Here is a 16,645-nt window from a genome sequence, read left to right as displayed (position 1 = left end):
GGAACAGTGGTGGTTTGATCAAGATTCCCATTCTATCCTGAGTGGATTCCATGCTTGGGTGGCGACAGCGTTGGTCAAGGCTTTTGTGGTCCATTTCGGGGCGGCTGCTGCTCGTGATGCTGCTAATTTCCCTATTACCGATGGGGATGGTGGTGCTCTACAACCAAACTGAAAGCGCTGAGATGATGAAGCGCTTAGAAATTAATGCCCTGCAACTGCTAGCGATCGGCAAAGCCCGTTCCCTTGATCACCTTTTTCAGGATGCCCTCAATGATGCTCTCTTGGTAGCCAATGACAGTGACGTACGGTATTTCCTCAGGAGTGGTAGCCATAGCGCCATCGAGCAAGCGACGATGACCAACTTTCTCGAGGATGTCAGGAACCTGAACCCAGCCTATTATCAGGTGATTCTCCTCAACCGTGATGGCCAAGCGATCGCAGGAACCCGAGGCACTCGTCTAGGCCTAGACTACAAGAACACCCCCCTCTGGCAGCAGTCGGCAACAGCAAATTACTTTATTTCTCGGGTCAAAATCAATAGTGCGATCGCCCAGCGCCCCCTCTTTATTGTCTTCCAAACAATTGTTGATAGCAATAATGAACGATTAGGGGCGGTTCTATTGCCTCTACAAGCGACCGCAGTCAAAGACATCGTGACCTACCTAGTGCCCGATATTCACGGTGAATCTTTTCTGATTGATGATCACGGTCTGATTCTCAGCACGACGAATCCCCACCTGAATCTTCATAGCATTGATCCACTCCCCCCCAAGATTCGCGACCATTATTTTCTCTTGACACTGCCTCAACCCATTTCCCCAGTGGCAGAGGTTCACTATACCCTGCGCAATGTCTTTCTCAAGGCCAAATCAAAACAGGTCGGTGCTCTCCTCACCAGTCCTTCTTCCCAAGGGGACGCCGACTATATCTATGCCTATGCGCCCCTGACCCGCCATCAGGGCGTTGTTGTGGTCAGTGTACGGTTGCGCCAGTTTCTAGCGCCCTTAGAGCGGTTGGCTACCCAAGGTTTCTTCAGTCTTCTCTTGGTTGGTGTTGGGGTCATTCTCATTTCCCTGATTGTGGCTCGTTCAATTACTAAGCCGATTCGTGCCCTTGTCAGTGCTGTCCACGCCCTCAAGCATGACCAGTTTGACCAGTTTGATCCCAGAGTTCTCAGGCAATATGCCCAAGGGAGTGATGACATGGCAGAACTGGCTCAAGTCTTTTTGGAGATGGCACAGGCGGTAGAGCAGCGCCAAGATCAACTGGAGGAGGAACTGAGTGAGCTAAAAATCGAAATTGACCAAGAAAAACGAAAAAAATCCGTTGCCGAAATTACCAGCACTGACTACTTCCAAGAACTGCGTCAACGGGCACAACAACTGCGCCAACGGGCCCACACCAAATCCCCCCCTACTGCTACACATCCACAGATACGGCATACTGAGGATGACGAACGTGAAAATGATCCACATGATCCACCACTGCCGACATGAGCCTTCCTGCGCCGACTTTGGCTGAATTGCCCTTCCATCCCTACATTGATGGTTCAGGGCGGGTGGCACCTGATCTCAAGGGGGCGATCGGTCTCTATGCCATTTTTGATGCCACTGGCAGCGTGCAGTACATTGGCTATTCGCGGGATGTGCGACTGAGTTTGCTCCAACACCTTGTGCGCTGTCCCCAGCAGTGTCGTGGCTATAAGGCGATCGCCATTGAACGCCCCGATCGCCCGTGGCTAGAAGCCGTAAAACAACAGTGGCTAGCGGAATTGGGAACTGTACCCCTCGGCAACGATCGCGATCGCCCCCAGTGGGAAACTGCCATTGATGTCAAAGAGCGCATGACGGCAGCAGAACGCACTGCATGGCTCAGTGCTGATCCATTGACCCAACCAAAACTGCTAAAACAGGTGGCACGGCGGGTTGAGGCCGAGATTCTGGAGCACCTACGGCAGCGATCGCTACAGGAGCCGCTGGTTTTTAACGCCAAACTAAAGGAAAGTGGACGGCTGGACCTCAAATGACGACTTCTCCCCCCCTGACTTCTAGCCAAATCTGGCAGATCAATCAACTCCTGCGCCAAGCGGGGCAGCGGGCACGGCAACTCGCACAGCAACCCTTTGAGGTGATTGAAAAGGGACGCCAAGACTTTGCCACCAGTATTGATCGCTTCTTGGATCGGCTGCTAAGTCAGAAATTTCGCGCTTGGTTTCCTGAGGATGGCATCATCAGCGAGGAAAATGCTGACTCCCAAGCGGTCTTTCAAGAACCGAAAAATCGCTACTGGCTGATTGATCCCCTCGATGGCACTGACGATCTGATTCACCATCGCCAAGGCTACGCTCTCATGGTGGGTCTGCTGGAGCACTACAGTCCGGTGGCGGGTTGGATCTATGCCCCCAATCTGGATCATCTCTACTACGGCGGTAAAGATTGGGGACTCTTTCAGATGAGCAGTGGTGGGCCCCCTGTTCCCCTCTTACCCGTTTGCCCGCCTTCCCCTAGTGAAGACCATTGCCCGATCATGATTGGCTATCGCGACTACCGCACCTACGGCGATGCAATTCATCGGGTCTTGCCCCAAGTCCAATTTCGCTTTTTGGGCAGTTTTGGCCTCAAGGTGATTGAAGTGATTTTGGGGCGGGCAGGACTGTACCTCTACTTGAACCAACGGGTCAAGCTCTGGGACACCACAGCCCCCTTGGCTTTAGCAACAGCAGCAGGTTTGGTGTGCACCGACTTGCAGGGAAATCCCTTGCGCTTTGATGCCGCAGGCTTACAGGGACAGACCCTTGCCCATCAGCAACCGATCCTCATTGGCTGGCCAGAGTATATCGCTGCCTTGCGATCGCCCTTGGTGGAGGCGATTACGGCGGTTCAACTGTCCCTTGGCTCTGCCTAGAATTCCCTAGAAATAGGCTATCGTGGGGCTAGAGTCTGCCTTGGAGGCATCCCTATGGGGCGCTGGCACAGTTGGCCGTTAGTGGGAATGGCGATCGCCACCGTCCACATTGTTCAATCCCTCCCTAGCCCAGCGGTAACCGTCACAGAAGTGGCCCGCATTGCCAAAACTATCACCGTCCTCATTGAAGGTGGCAGCAGCCACGGCTCTGGTATTCTGCTACAGCGCAATGGCAACACCTATACCATCCTCACTGCCTACCATGTGGTGGAAAAAGCAGGCCAATACACTGTGAAAACCGTTGATGGTCAGCGCTATGCCATTCGCCCTAACTCAGTTCGTCGCTTACCCGGTGTTGATTTGGCAACGCTGGAAATTGAAAGTAGCCGAGAGTATACCCTTGCCAGACTGGGAAACTCTGTAGAAGCGGTGGAGGGCATGCCCGTTTTTGTGGCGGGTTTTCCTGCTCAGGAGGCCTCAGTTTTGGGTGGCATTTATCAATTTACTGAGGGACGGCTGACGGCCAATGCCTCGCGTCCGATTCAAGATGGCTATGCCTTGGTCTATAGCAATCCCACACTGCCGGGAATGAGTGGCGGCCCTGTCCTCGATGAACAAGGGCGTTTGATTGGGGTGCATGGCAGTGCCGATATTGCCTCCACCCTTGTGCAGGAAGGCGGTGGCTCCAGTACCGTCTTTGTGAAACGCGGTTTTAATCTCGGCATTCCCATCAATACCTACTTGAGTTTGGCCACACCGTCGCGGGAAACCACGGCTCTGCCTGCCCGGACTCCCTTGAAGGCAGCCGACTATTTCCTTGCCGCTGAGGAGTACTTCCAACGCAAAAATTTTACCGCCGCCATTGATAACTATACGCGGGCGATCGCCCTCAATCCCAACTACAGTGAAGCCTATCTCGGACGCGCCGTGGCGCAAATGTTTGCCCGTGTGCCGAACCAAGACTTTAATCAGCTCGGCGAAGAACTGGGCACCAAGTACTTGAGTCGTCTCACCCAGGGCAACCCCATTCTCAAGGATGCCTTTCCCCCCAACCCACCCACCCCACTGCTGGATACGTTTGTCCGCAATATGGCTGAACGCCCCGGCACGATTCAGCAAGACATTGCCAGAGCGATCACCCTCAATCCCCAGTACACCGAAGCCTATGGCATCAGTAGCTTTTTGAATTTGCTCCTCGGCAACTTTGGTACTGCTGTTGCGGATAGCGATCGCGCCCTTGCCCTCAGTCCCAACAACAGGAATTTACAGATGATTCAGGCATTGGCGCTCTTTCTCAGTGGTGATTTTCGCCGCAGTATCCCTGTGTTTGACCGTCTCATTGCTGCCAATCCCAAGAGTACCGACTATCATTTGCTACGGGGAGTTGCTGCCTTCATGATGGGAGACTATGCCCTGAGTCGCCCCAGTTGGACTGCCTTGACCCAACTCATCCCGAAAGATCCGATGCCCTTTGCCTTGCGAGGAGTGACATATCTTTTAGAAGAGAATTTGAAAGGCAGCCTCCCCGATCTGCGGCAAGCGGCTGAACTCTACCGCCAACAGGGGAACATGCAGTCCTACAACCAAATGATGGAGGCAATTCGCCAGATTGAGAACCGTTAGAAGTGCCGCCAGCGCTGCCACTGCTGCAAGAGCCAACGACCTAGGCGAATCAGATGTTCCTCAATCCACAAAAACAGGCGATCGCACCACAGCAGCAACCGTTCAAACCAATGGAGTTCATAGCCAATGAGGGCAGCATCCACATCGAGAATCAACTGCTCTGGATTCGGATGGACACTGGTGGCCGCAGTTTCTGATGGGGACGAATGAGCTAAGGGCGCCGCCGCACTCCCTAAACTGAGCAGGGTGTCCACGGGGGAAAAGACCGGTAAAGGATCCATGGCCGCCAATAGCGGTGAATTCACGGCTGCCACCGCAGCGGGTTGGAATCCCCCTAGCCAGTAGGAGAGTTGACTCAGCCAGTCTCGGGAGGGCAGCTTGCAGGGGTTGAGATGGCGTTCGATCCAAGCCAGCACCTGAGCCTGTTGAGCAGGACTGAGGGTGTAAAGAATCGTATTATCGCTGCCAATGAGCACCATCTGCTGGGTTTCTAGGAGGGTGGCAATCCCCTGTACCCGCACTTGGGAAAGCGTGTTTTTGCCACCGAAGGGAAGGCGCGATCGCAACCACCGGAGGGCAGTGGCTAGGGGAGACACTGAAGGTAAGGCTAAATCCCCTTCCCTTGTTCCGGTTAACTGAAGTTGCCCTAAGAATGTCCCTACCAAACAGGACTGCGGTTTTACGCCTGCTTTGAAGAATCGCTCCTGCCAACCCCAGAACCAGTGATGCCGTCGCCGATACCACTGCCGAACGTGCTGATAGTACACTGCCAAGGCATAGGCAATGCGTTGCTCAATTTGCTGCTGTTCTGCGGTAGTGAAAACTTTCAAGGGATGAGCCGCTTCATCTACGATCAAGAGGGATTTTGCGGTGCGATCGCAAGCAAGGTAAAAGGGTTGTCGCTGTGCCAAAGGTGCGTTCTGTGGCGGTAACGTCTTGGACTGGGGTTGAAACCAGCGTTGCACAGTAGTAATCCAGCGCTGCCACCAAGGAAGTGGACGGGCAATGGGGGCGATCGCCACCGCCAAAGATTTATCCTCTCCTGCTGTCAGGGAGAGGGCAGACATCACACTTAACAAGGCCTCATCCGCAGGGGGTGCCACTGTGGGTTTCGGCAGGAGGCGTTGACGCATTTGGGAGACCGTGCCCATGAGTTGGGAGAGTCCCCGCTGCCAAAACTGTGCCAGAATCGCGCCAATGACCTGAAGTGTGCCACTGAGGGTGCTTTCAACCTGCCATTTTTGGCGTTGCCACTGTTGCTGCCACCGGTGCCATTGCTGTCGCCAAAAGCTAAAAAAGCGACTCTGATAGGAAACTGCCATCGCGGCTTTCTGGGTAGGGGAATATAAAACTAGATTACCGTTCTAACTGTTCCAGTGGTGTTACTCACTATATTTCTTATTTCTAGTATTGATCCCGTTTACCCCGCAACCGTGTAAAGGTCTGGAGGGGTGTGGTCGCCCCCACTGCCGCCTGAATGGTGCTGACCTCACAGCGCAAAAAAGGATTTGTTGCCTTCTCAAGGCCAATCGTACTAGGAATCGTGCTTTTCCCTTGGGCGCGATCGCGACAGACTTGAGCATAGCGCTCTTGCAGCGCAGGATTATTGGCTTCCACTGTCAGGGCAAAGCTGAGGTTCTTTTGCGTATATTCGTGAGCGCACCAAACTCGTGTCTGCTCCGGTAGTTGCCGCAGTTGATTCAAAGAGTCCAGCATCTGGGCTGGTGTGCCTTCAAAGAGACGTCCACAGCCACCGCCAAAGAGGGTATCACCGCAAAATAGGTCGCCCATTTCTGGCGCATAATAGGCAATGTGACCGCGGGTATGGCCGGGGATAAAGAGCACGTCAAAATAAGCTTGGCCAAAGGGAACGCGATCGCCTGCACTGAGAAAAACCGTTTGCTCTGGAATGCGGCCTTGATCTTCGCGGCTGCCATAGACTTCGATGTCGGGGAAGCGCGATCGCAGGGCACGATTGGCACCCACATGATCCCAGTGGTGGTGGGTATTGAAAATCGCTGTCAGCGTTGCTCCCAATGCCGCTAATTTGGCAAGAACAGGTTCTGGCTCTGCCGGATCCACCACTGCCGCTGTCCCTGTTTGCGGATCATGGAGCAAAAAAATGTAGTTATCCGTAAGGGCATTGAGGCGATAAATGATCATGACCGTTGTTCCTGTACCCAGCGTCGCCAATTTTTCTCTGCCTCTACCTCATCCATTTTGGCCTCTGCTAGGAAGTGATACAGACACTCCTTGGTTACCCAAGGAAATAGGAGCGAGCGATCACACCCTTGATAGCATCCGTCCCGCAACCGGAAAATTTGCCATTCCTCACCATTGTACCGCCATAGCTTTGGTACCCCCAAGGCCGCATACAGGCGGTTTTTATCAATATCGGTAGGAGTCATCTCCACCTCAATGACTAAATCAGGCGGTGGATCAACCCTCAGATCAATCCTGCAGCCAGCCACCTGTGGTTGATGGTGGATGTAATAGGCATTATCCAGTTCTGCCCCTCGCTCTAAATCCGGGCGCCACAGGGTTGTTGAGCGCAGCGATCGCAGTCGTAGTCCTGTTTCCACGACCAGAATGCGCAAAAATAGGCCGATCAGCCCACTGGCAAACTCATGCTCTTCGAGGGGCATGGTAATTTCAAGGGTTCCGCGATCGAATATCAAGTGGGCAGCACGGGTTTATGGCAGGGCATTGAGAATGTCTGGGTACTGCTGCCAAGTGAGGCCGTGGAGGGTGACCCGCTGCTCGCCAGTGGTAGGTGTTGGGGTTGTCATTTTGCTAGAGCAAAACCCATGTACTCAATCTGAAATCTCCTAGGACTGGGGCAAAAGTTTCCTGCCCGTCGCACACAAATCAATGAGTTCGCAGCCTTCGCACTGGGGTTGGCGCGCTTGGCAAACTGCCCGCCCATGGTAAATCAAGCGAACTGACCAGTTTTCCCAATCGGGTTGGGGAATCAGGCGCATTAAATCCCGCTCAATCTTCACTGGATCCGTCTCTGCGGTCAGACCTAGCCGCCGACTCAGACGCTTCACATGGGTATCCACGGTGACTCCCCCCAAAATGCCGTAGCCGTGAGCCAGAACCACATTGGCTGTCTTCCGAGCAACTCCCGGTAGGGACAGCAGATCCTCCATCACCTTGGGCACTTGACCCCCATAGACTTCGACAATGCGGCGGCAGGCGCCTTGGATATGGCGAGCTTTGTTGCGATAAAACCCCGTGGACTTAATGTATTGTTCTAACTCTGCTAAGTCCGCCCTAGCAAAGTCCTCGGCATCACGATAGCGAGCAAACAGCGCTGGTGTGACTTGATTCACCCGCTCATCCGTACACTGGGCAGAGAGAATCGTGGCCACTAACAGCTGCAATGGGTTGGCAAAGTTGAGGCTACAGGTGGCATTGGGATAGAGGCGTTTAAGGCGGGTGAGAATTTCCAGTGCCCGTTGTTGCTTGGCGGAGAGGCGACGGGTAATAGCCATAGGTGAACTTAAAAGAGTTGCTGCACCCAGCCCAAGCCCGTGAGGTTCACGGTGTCCCGAACAATCAGGAACATCCCCAGTCCGAGGAGCAACACCAGCCCCGTTTGCATGACGCCCTCTTGGATGCGATTAGGTAAGGGACGACCCCGCAGGGCTTCCACGAGTAAGAAGAGCAGTTGACCGCCGTCAAGGGCTGGAAAGGGCAGAATGTTAATAATCGCAAGGTTAATACTGATCAAAGCGGTAAAGGTAAAGAGCTGTTCAGCATTGGAGCGGGCAATATCCGCGCCCATCGCCACGATCGCCACCGGGCCAGAGACCTGTTGAGCCGCTTGATCAAAATGCTGGAAGAGTTCGCGAAACCCGTCTAACGTTAGCACAATGACTCGCTGAAACTCCGCCGCTGCTGCCATGACCAATTTAATCGGGTTGAGGGTGTGTTCGCGGTGAATGTCGGCATGGGGTGCTAGTTGAACGCCAATCCGCGCTTGGCCATCCTCACTCACCTCTGGCGTGACGGTAATCTCTTGGATGGCTCCTTCGCGCTGAATCGTCAGGGTTAGGGGTTGTTGCGGATGTTGTTGAATCGCTCGCATCAAGTTGGGCAGGCTATTGGCATCGGCGCCTAGGGGTTGACCATCCACGGCTAAAACCAAGTCCCCCGGCTGAATGCCCGCTTTGGTGGCTACAAGGCTACTTTCGGGGACAAGCGCTGGAATGAGCACCCCCTCATAGTAGGTGGCCTGACTAATTCCCATAACGCCCACTTGCACCAGCAGTAGCAAATAGGCAAAGACCAAATTAGCAATCACCCCCGCGCTGATGACAATGGCGCGATCCAAAATCGGCCGGTTGCTCAGGAGATTGGGATCGTTGGCGGGAACGCTGCTATTGGGGTCATCGTCTGGGAATCCCACATAGCCCCCTAGGGGAATCAAGCGCAGAGCATACTCGGTGTCTTTGCCTTGAAATTTCCAGAGGATGGGGCCAAAACCAATGGAAAAGCGGTTGACATGGATGCCTTGGCTGCGGGCAGCGATAAAGTGCCCCCATTCATGGACAAAAATCAAAATTCCCAAGATGGCGATCGCCACCACGACTGCAACCATGGACATAAATTCAACCTAGTGCTACGCTGCGAACTGTCAACTTCTCTCTTATTGTGACATCGAACCTCCCCCTTGGGTCGGTGCTTTCCCCCTAGCTCCTTGCATAATTTCTCCAACCTGTGCGATATATTGCAAAAATGCAACAAAGTGGGATGATAAGTAATTATTCTTAGTGGCTACTCCTTGGAGAGACCCATACAAACGCGCTATTTGAGAACTCAACGTTAAAGGGAATTTTCTACAATGTCTTTATTTGATTGGTTTGCAAATCGCCGCAAAGAAACCTCCCTGACGCCCATGCAGCCAGAGCGCGAAATCGCCGATGGTCTCTGGACAAAGTGCGAAGCCTGTGGCGTCATGATCTACAGCAAGGATCTGCACAGTCATCAACTGGTGTGCCCAGAGTGTGGCCATCACCACCGTGTCAGCAGCAGTGAGCGCATCCAACAGCTGATTGACCCACAGACGTGGCGTCCCCTCGATGAAAATCTGGTTAGTTGTGACCCCTTGCAATTCAAAGATCGCAAGCCCTATAGCGATCGCCTGCGGGAGTATCAAGAAAAAACCGGTCTTAAAGACGCCGTGCAAACTGGCTTAGGTCAGCTGGAGGGCTTGCCAATTGCCTTGGGGGTGATGGACTTTGCCTTCATGGGCGGCAGCATGGGCAGCGTCGTCGGTGAGAAAATCACCCGCCTCATTGAACGTGCCACGTGGGAGCAGATTCCCCTTGTCATTGTCTGTGCCTCCGGTGGTGCTCGCATGCAGGAAGGGATGCTCAGCTTGGTGCAAATGGCGAAAACTGCCGCCGCCCTTGAGCGTCATCGCAGTGCTGGCCTGCTCTATATTCCCGTTTTGACCCATCCCACTGCTGGGGGCGTGACAGCTAGCTTTGCCATGTTGGGAGATATTATTATTGCCGAGCCAAAAGCAACAATTGCCTTTGCAGGGCGGCGGGTTATTGAACAAACGCTGCGGGAAAAACTGCCTGAGGACTTCCAAACCGCGGAATTTGTCCAGAAATGCGGCTTTGTCGATGTGATTGTGCCGCGGACTCAACTGAAGTCAACCTTGGCACAGTTAATTCGCTTGCACCAACCTGTGGCGCGTCATGTTTCTTCGACCTTGCTGCCTAAATCATTTCCTGTGATGGCAATGGCTGAGGAATAGGGATACAAAAACAGCAGTAACGCATAGAAACGGGCTGTACTGGGGCGATCGCTATACAATAGGGGATACCCCTCCCATACCGTAACAGTGGGGTTGTTGCTGTGCTGTCTTTGCTGGCTGACCTGCTCTAATGCCGACCACTCAAACCAATCAAAACCTCAAACTTTGGTGGGGCGTCCTCTATCCTGCCTATACCGATCACCCCATTTTGGCTGTCCCCCACCGCAACTCTGAGGGAACTGTGTTTGAGCAGGACACCAATCCTCCCAATGCCGCCGCCTTTTTTGACCCACAGCACCGCTACCAACGCTGGGATCATCGTTATGCCTGTGATTTGCCGCAACTAGTGCAGGATCTACAGCCTGAGGAACCAACCCTATTAGAAGCCCTCCGTGAAACCGCTCAGGAGTGGGCACAGGGGCTAAACATTCTCGACCCCAGTGTGGTCATTCCTCATTTGCAATCGCAATACCCTGATCTCAGTGCGGTGGCGATCGCCTACCTCGCCTTGCACCTTGTTTATCCGGAAACCATTCCGGCGATTCACGATGCATGGTTAGATACGGTTTCCACAAGCAACCTGCCCGCCAACTACTGCCACGGCATTATCCTTGACTACAATCACGCCACTCGCCCTCTCAGGGATGTTTGGGCAGACGACAACATTGCCGATGAGCAAATTTTTCAGTATCTAGAGGACATGATTGAACTCTGGAAAGTCTTGGAGCCGTGGCACTGTCACTATTCATTGCTGACCATCAGGAACTTGGCCGTCAACCCTGACGACCAATTGCGGCTGCATCAACTGGACTTTACCTTGCCTTTGGTAGAAACCTTCGAGCACCCTACAGCGCCTCCTAGTCTCACCAGTGTCTGGCAAGAATTATTTGCCCATGCCTCTAATCGCCGTCAATCTGTTTTCATGCCGCTCTTGGTGTCCTTGAGCACAGCTCCCCTTGAGAAAATCTCAGAAATCCAACTGTTGCTCGACTCCCTTGCCTCCACCCTGCGCAGTGCACCTCTGCCAGACCTTGGGGCCGAAGAAGGTGAAAGTACGGGCAATCTGATTGATGAATTGCCAGAGATCACACTCACAGCGGCGGAGGATCACACCGCTATTGAAGATGCACCGACTGCTCTCTTACCACGCCAACTGGTACAGGTGGATGTTGCTGCGCAGACCGATACCGGGCGCGATCGCCACCACAACGAGGATTTTTACCTCATCAACCATCGGCAACAGGTGCGTCTCACCCCCCAAGGGCAGCAACTGGATGTTCAGGGACTATACGTGCTCTGTGATGGCATGGGCGGCCATGCTGAAGGAGAAGTCGCTAGCTCCCTTGCAACGAAAACCGTCTATGAGTACTTTGAACAGACGTGGCCATGGCAGGGAGAACTCCCTAGCGCCGAAGAGGTACGCAAGGCCATTTACCGAGCCAATGAAGTCATTTTTGCCACCAATGATCAAAAAGCCAAAATGGGTAGTGGTCGCATGGGAACCACTCTCGTCATGGCTCTACTGCATAACTACCACCTCCGCTTTGGACATGTCGGCGATAGTCGCGTTTACCGCTTTACGAAACGTCAAGGACTCCAACAACTCACCATTGATCACGAAGTCGGTCAACGCCTGATTCAGCAGGGGGTAGAACCTGAAATTGCCTACAGTCGCCCCGATGCCTATCAACTCACCCAAGCCCTTGGACCCCGCAATAATGAGGCCATTGCACCTGAGGTCATAGACTTGGACATTGAAGAAGACACGCTGATTCTACTGTGCTCAGATGGCCTTTCGGACAACCGCTGCCTCGAAACCCACATTATCAGTCATTTAGTGCCAATGCTGGATTTTAGTATCCCCCTCCATCAGTCCCTGCATAAACTCATTGATATCGGCAATCAAGTCAACGGTCACGATAACCTGACGGCGATCGCCCTCCGCTTCAAATTACGCTCAGTTCTCAGCACCCTATTTTAAGCAGCACCCAGAACAGACACTCGACTAAGTGGCACATAGACTTGACCATGCTGAAAAGAGTCCTTGAGGATAAAACTATCTTCAGGATCAAACTCTTTTTACAAAAATTTATATGGCCTCTCAGTTCTTACCGAGTGTGTTTTCCCGTACTTTAGTTAGCTTGACCGGCCTCGTCTCTCTTCTTGCGCCACCGCTACTGGCTCAAATCACCCCCGCTCCCAATACCACCGGCACCACCGTAGAAACCGTCAACAATCAGTTCAACATTGGTGGTGGACAGTTTTCGGGGAATGGCCAAAACCTCTTTCACCTGTTCCACGACTTCAACGTCCAGCAGGGACAAACTGCCAACTTTCTTTCTACGCCACACATTCAAAACATTCTCGCTGGCGTCAATGGCGGTCGTGCCAGCTATATCAATGGCTTACTACAAGTAACAGGGGGCAACAGTAATCTTTATCTCCTGAATCCTGCGGGTATTGTCTTTGGTTCGAATGCGCAGTTGAATCTACCAGCGGCGTTCCATGCCTCGACAGCCCAGCGCGTTCACTTTGGCAATGGCCTCTTTGATCTCAATGGTTCAAACACCTACAGCCAACTTAATGGCTCGCCGATTGGCTTTGAATTTGCCAGTAAAGGCCTCCTGATTAATGAAGGCAATCTTAGGGTCAATGCTGGTCAATCCCTGACCCTGATGGCACATCAGGTGATCAATACAGGTACCCTAGCGGCAGGCGGGGGAACAGTTAATGTTGTCGCTGTCCCCGAATCAGGACTTGTGCGTGTTGCCCAAGAGGGGATGCTCCTCAGCCTTGAAATTCCCCAAGAGCGATTACCCGCTGAAGGCACCATCCCAGCCACGGATTTACCGACTTTACTCACGGGAGGAAATGGCTATCCAAGTGTCAATAGTGTCATCCGCAACCCTGATGGCACCATTCGTTTGGTGCACGACAGTACCAAGATTCCCCTGACCAGCAACACAGCTGTCATTGGTGGCACCATTGATGTGAGCAGTGCCACAGGCGCCGGTGGGAAAATCACCATTGCTGGCTACGGCAGTAATATCGCCCTCCTCAATACTCAACTCACTGCTGCGGGCGCTACAGGGGGCGGCACGATTCTTGTTGGGGGTGATTATTTAGGAGGAACAACAGGAACCAATCGCTTGGATTCTAGCTTCAACGCAGAAAATCTTTTCGTGAATGCTGGGACTGTCTTGAATGCCAATGCCCTCAACCACGGCAATGGCGGTACGATTATCAACTGGGCAGACAACAGCACCCGTTTCTATGGTCAAATGAGCGCGCGCGGAGGCGCTCTCAGCGGAGACGGTGGCTTTGTCGAAGTTTCTGGCAAGCAGTTGCTTGATTTTCAAGGCACAGTTGATACCACTGCCCCCCATGGCAATACAGGAACCCTATTACTTGATCCGACAGACATCTATATCATTGATAGCATAAATAACTTCAACATTACCTCTTCTCCACCCTTTGAAGCAGCATCAGGTTTTTATCCATTGTCTCAGTTGACTATAGGAACACTATTATCAGCACTCAATTCTACAAACGTGATTATAACAACAGCCAGTACTGCAAATAGCACTGGCAATATTTATGTCGAAACCCCAATTTCTAGCAGCTCGACAAACTCGCTCACGCTACAGGCTGATAATAATATCATCATTGGCTACCCCATCTCTCTTCAGGGGAGCTTGGTATTGCAAGCACAGGGGGTGATTCGGAATCACCCATCTTTCGATAATCCAATTCATATCAGTGCAACAAATATTAGTGCGAATGCTCCCATCCAAACTAATAGCGCAAATATCACCCTCCAAGCGAGTGGTAATATCCTTCTGCCCTCTAGTGGCACTGTTCTCTCTACATTAGGGGGAAGTATTAACTTACAGAGTAGTGGAGGAACAATTTCGCTTGGAGGTTTAGTTAGTGCGTTTTCAGGCAGTATTCAATTCAGTGGTAATACAACTCTACTGAACTCAACCAGCTTTTCAGGCGGAAATGTTACATTCAATGGTAATATTAATGGTAACCATTCCTTAACGATTAACTCAACAGGCCAAACTAAAGTTTCAGGAACAATTAACACTGCGAGTCTAACCATCAATGCTTTTGGGAATATTCAACTGAACAATGTAATTACGAGTTCAGGTATTAGTCTAGACTCCGCATTTAACATTACTGCTGGTAACTTACAAGTAAGTCAGAGTAGTAGTATCATTCGTGTGGTTGCTCCTAATGATATTACTCTCGGCAATCTGCTCAGTGCAGGGGGAGCGATCGCTGTCTTTTCCCGTGGTGCAAGCATTTCAACTGGCAATATCGACAGCAATGGTGGTTTTGTTTACCTTGACTCGATCACGGGTATTACCACAGGAAATATTACAACTGGAGGTGGTAACTTCGATGCTGTGTCCTATAGTGGGCAATTGACTACTGGAAGCATTAATACTGCTGGCAGTGGGGGTAGTGCCAGTCTCTTTGCCCCAAATATCACCACGGGTAATATTTTTACAAATGGTGGTAGCTTCTTGGCACAAACGGGTAACTTTACTGTTCAAACATTTGAATATACGATTGATTCAATTCTCAATGGCAGCTTAACGCTGCGGGGGCTATTAACTAATCGTGCTATACCTAGCGGCAATCTAACCTTGGACAGCTTAGCCACCAATGGTGGAAATGTTAACTTGAGTGGCGGTAATATTGTTTTTGATTGGATAAACGCTGGCACCGGCAGGATTGACATTAATGCTGCGAATTCATTGCGTGGTTTAGGAACCTTTGATCGCAATGGGGTTCCCACTAGTATATTTGGCCGCTCGGTCAATATCTTCATCAATAATGAGACGCCATTCCTAGTGGGAAGTCCTGCTCTCAATGGAACAGCAGGGGCTATTCAGTCTGAGAATTCCACTATTGCGCCGCCTAGAACTTTGTCAGGGCTTGTTGAAGTAGGGAATATTCGTTTTGAGAATACTGGTCAAAATATTGCCACGATTCCTGAGCAGGAAACAAATACACTTTTGCAAGTGCCCTCTCCTGTTCCCTATGTACCTCCAACGGTACCCACTGAGTCAACGTCCATTCTTTTAACAACAGAGATTGAAATTGCACTAGCGAGTAATGATCTCGGCCGTGCCCTTGCCCTGTTAGACCAGCGAGGCTGTGAAGAGGTCACAAGTTACTTTGGTCGTCCCTGTGGTAAGGAGGAATTATCCATTGAAGCTCTCCAAGCCGCACTGAATGAAATTGCTAAGCAAACAGGGAAGAAACCAGCAGTCCTCTACACTTTGGCACGACCAGATCAACTGGATTTGATGATGGTGACGCCAGAGGGTGAGCCAATTCACGTACCTGTGCGGGGAGTGGGGCGTGAGCAACTCCTAAAAACGGTGGATCGATTTACAAATAGCGTCCGTGACCCACGCTTAGTCAATACCCGTGCCTACCTGCCTGCCTCACAGCAACTCTACCAATGGCTGATTGCGCCCTTGCGTCCGCAGCTAGATGCCCAAGGGATAGAGACGTTGGTCTTTGTCCTAGACAGTGGCATGCGGGGAATTCCCGTGGCAGCGCTCCATGATGACAAGGGCTTCTTGATTGAGCGCTTTAGCATGGCCTTGGTGCCCAGTATGAGCCTCATGGATACCCGTTACCGCAATATCCAACAGGGACGGATTCTGGCGATGGGGGCATCGGAGTTCAAAGATCAGTCTCCCTTACCCGCTGTGCCTGTTGAGCTAGCCCAAATTACCCAGGATTTAGGAGGCGGCACTCAGTTTCTCAATGCGGACTTTACAATTCCCAACTTGGAGCGACAGCATCGGCAGGGAACTTATCAAATCATCCACTTAGCCACTCATGGCGAGTTTCAGCCGGGCTCTCCTGAAAACTCCTACATTGCCTTTACTGATGGGCGGTTGAATTTATTGCAGTTGCGGAATTTACGCCTGTACCGCCCGGAAACGGAGTTACTGACATTGAGTGCCTGCCGCACAGCGGTGGGTGATTTGGATGCCGAGCTGGGGTTTGCAGGTCTATCTGCGCAGTCTGGGGTGAAGTCGGTGCTGGCCAGTTTGTGGTACGTCAGCGATGAGGGAACATTGGCTTTAATGACAGGTTTTTACAATCAGTTGAATAGGGTACCCATCAAGGCGGAGGCGCTACGCCAAGCCCAGTTGGCGATGCTTCGCGGAGATATTCAGGTGAAGGGTAATGAACTGCGAACCCTGCGTGGGGGGATTCCCTTGCCGCCAGAAGTTGCTGTGGGCGATCGCTCCCTCAGTCATCCCTATTTCTGGGCAGCCTTTACAATAGTTGGCAACCCATGGTAGCAGCAGA

The 16,645-nt window shown here is 52.1% G+C and carries 11 protein-coding genes and 1 pseudogene; 7 read left to right on the top strand and 5 right to left on the bottom strand.

Features of this window, described 5'->3' with window-relative positions:
- The first annotated feature begins 50 nt into the window (after positions 1 to 50).
- Genes NBE99_RS05190 through NBE99_RS05175 form a run of 4 tightly spaced genes read left to right on the top strand, consistent with a single transcriptional unit; the run spans position 51 to position 4,527 of the window.
- Positions 51 to 1,496, top strand: a complete 1,446-nt coding sequence (locus tag NBE99_RS05190; protein WP_250683420.1) for a cache domain-containing protein — start codon at positions 51 to 53, stop codon at positions 1,494 to 1,496.
- A complete protein-coding gene (locus tag NBE99_RS05185; RefSeq protein WP_250683419.1) occupies positions 1,493 to 2,026 on the top strand; it encodes a GIY-YIG nuclease family protein in 534 nt (177 codons plus the stop codon). The genes NBE99_RS05190 and NBE99_RS05185 overlap by 4 nt, the downstream gene beginning before the upstream one ends.
- Positions 2,023 to 2,904, top strand: a complete 882-nt coding sequence (locus NBE99_RS05180; protein ID WP_250683418.1) for a 3'(2'),5'-bisphosphate nucleotidase CysQ — start codon at positions 2,023 to 2,025, stop codon at positions 2,902 to 2,904. Before NBE99_RS05185 ends, NBE99_RS05180 begins: the two co-directional genes overlap by 4 nt.
- Positions 2,905 to 2,958: 54 nt before the next feature.
- On the top strand, positions 2,959 to 4,527 hold the full coding sequence (locus NBE99_RS05175; RefSeq protein ID WP_250683417.1) for a serine protease: 1,569 nt from the start codon (positions 2,959 to 2,961) through the stop codon (positions 4,525 to 4,527).
- Here NBE99_RS05175 and NBE99_RS05170 read toward each other — a convergent pair.
- The 5 genes and pseudogenes from NBE99_RS05170 to rseP form a co-directional block, all read right to left on the bottom strand.
- On the bottom strand, positions 4,524 to 5,849 hold the full coding sequence (locus NBE99_RS05170; protein WP_250683416.1) for a hypothetical protein: 1,326 nt from the start codon (positions 5,847 to 5,849) through the stop codon (positions 4,524 to 4,526). The genes NBE99_RS05175 and NBE99_RS05170 overlap by 4 nt on opposite strands.
- A gap of 82 nt (positions 5,850 to 5,931) precedes the next feature.
- Positions 5,932 to 6,690 (bottom strand): hydroxyacylglutathione hydrolase, encoded by a 759-nt coding sequence (gloB, locus tag NBE99_RS05165; RefSeq protein WP_250683415.1) that lies wholly within the window; start codon positions 6,688 to 6,690, stop codon positions 5,932 to 5,934.
- Positions 6,687 to 7,316: pseudogene (locus NBE99_RS05160) on the bottom strand (Uma2 family endonuclease). The gene gloB and the pseudogene NBE99_RS05160 overlap by 4 nt, the downstream one beginning before the upstream one ends.
- Positions 7,317 to 7,355: 39 nt before the next feature.
- On the bottom strand, positions 7,356 to 8,024 hold the full coding sequence (gene nth / locus NBE99_RS05155; RefSeq protein ID WP_250683413.1) for an endonuclease III: 669 nt from the start codon (positions 8,022 to 8,024) through the stop codon (positions 7,356 to 7,358).
- Between the two features lie 8 nt (positions 8,025 to 8,032).
- A complete protein-coding gene (gene rseP, locus NBE99_RS05150) occupies positions 8,033 to 9,139 on the bottom strand; it encodes an RIP metalloprotease RseP (RefSeq protein WP_250683412.1) in 1,107 nt (368 codons plus the stop codon).
- 237 nt (positions 9,140 to 9,376) lie between these two features.
- On the opposite strand from rseP, the gene accD reads away from it, so the two are divergent.
- From accD to NBE99_RS05135, 3 genes are all read left to right on the top strand, one after another.
- Positions 9,377 to 10,300 carry an acetyl-CoA carboxylase, carboxyltransferase subunit beta gene (accD, locus tag NBE99_RS05145; protein ID WP_250683411.1) on the top strand — a complete coding sequence of 308 codons (924 nt, stop codon included), beginning with the start codon at positions 9,377 to 9,379 and terminating at the stop codon, positions 10,298 to 10,300.
- Between the two features lie 130 nt (positions 10,301 to 10,430).
- On the top strand, positions 10,431 to 12,281 hold the full coding sequence (locus tag NBE99_RS05140) for a serine/threonine phosphatase (RefSeq protein ID WP_250683410.1): 1,851 nt from the start codon (positions 10,431 to 10,433) through the stop codon (positions 12,279 to 12,281).
- 112 nt (positions 12,282 to 12,393) lie between these two features.
- The gene (locus NBE99_RS05135; RefSeq protein ID WP_250683409.1) at positions 12,394 to 16,638 is read left to right on the top strand and encodes a CHAT domain-containing protein; all 4,245 of its coding nucleotides are present in this window, start codon (positions 12,394 to 12,396) and stop codon (positions 16,636 to 16,638) included.
- Positions 16,639 to 16,645: the final 7 nt, after the last annotated feature.

Origin of the sequence: Thermosynechococcus sp. HN-54 (assembly GCF_023650955.1) — a bacterium.
In the GTDB taxonomy this organism is placed as follows: Bacteria; Cyanobacteriota; Cyanobacteriia; order Thermosynechococcales; family Thermosynechococcaceae; genus Thermosynechococcus.
This window is presented reverse-complemented; position numbering and strand designations above follow the sequence as displayed.

Coding starts and splice junctions, on each gene's coding strand:
- NBE99_RS05185 (WP_250683419.1), top strand. CDS start 1,493: ATGAGCCTTCCTGCGCCGACTTTGGCTGAATTGCCCTTCCATCCCTAC.
- NBE99_RS05190 (WP_250683420.1), top strand. CDS start 51: ATGCTTGGGTGGCGACAGCGTTGGTCAAGGCTTTTGTGGTCCATTTCG.
- gloB (WP_250683415.1), bottom strand. CDS start 6,690: ATGATCATTTATCGCCTCAATGCCCTTACGGATAACTACATTTTTTTG.
- nth (WP_250683413.1), bottom strand. CDS start 8,024: ATGGCTATTACCCGTCGCCTCTCCGCCAAGCAACAACGGGCACTGGAA.
- rseP (WP_250683412.1), bottom strand. CDS start 9,139: ATGTCCATGGTTGCAGTCGTGGTGGCGATCGCCATCTTGGGAATTTTG.
- NBE99_RS05175 (WP_250683417.1), top strand. CDS start 2,959: ATGGGGCGCTGGCACAGTTGGCCGTTAGTGGGAATGGCGATCGCCACC.
- NBE99_RS05180 (WP_250683418.1), top strand. CDS start 2,023: ATGACGACTTCTCCCCCCCTGACTTCTAGCCAAATCTGGCAGATCAAT.
- NBE99_RS05135 (WP_250683409.1), top strand. CDS start 12,394: ATGGCCTCTCAGTTCTTACCGAGTGTGTTTTCCCGTACTTTAGTTAGC.
- NBE99_RS05170 (WP_250683416.1), bottom strand. CDS start 5,849: ATGGCAGTTTCCTATCAGAGTCGCTTTTTTAGCTTTTGGCGACAGCAA.
- accD (WP_250683411.1), top strand. CDS start 9,377: ATGTCTTTATTTGATTGGTTTGCAAATCGCCGCAAAGAAACCTCCCTG.
- NBE99_RS05140 (WP_250683410.1), top strand. CDS start 10,431: ATGCCGACCACTCAAACCAATCAAAACCTCAAACTTTGGTGGGGCGTC.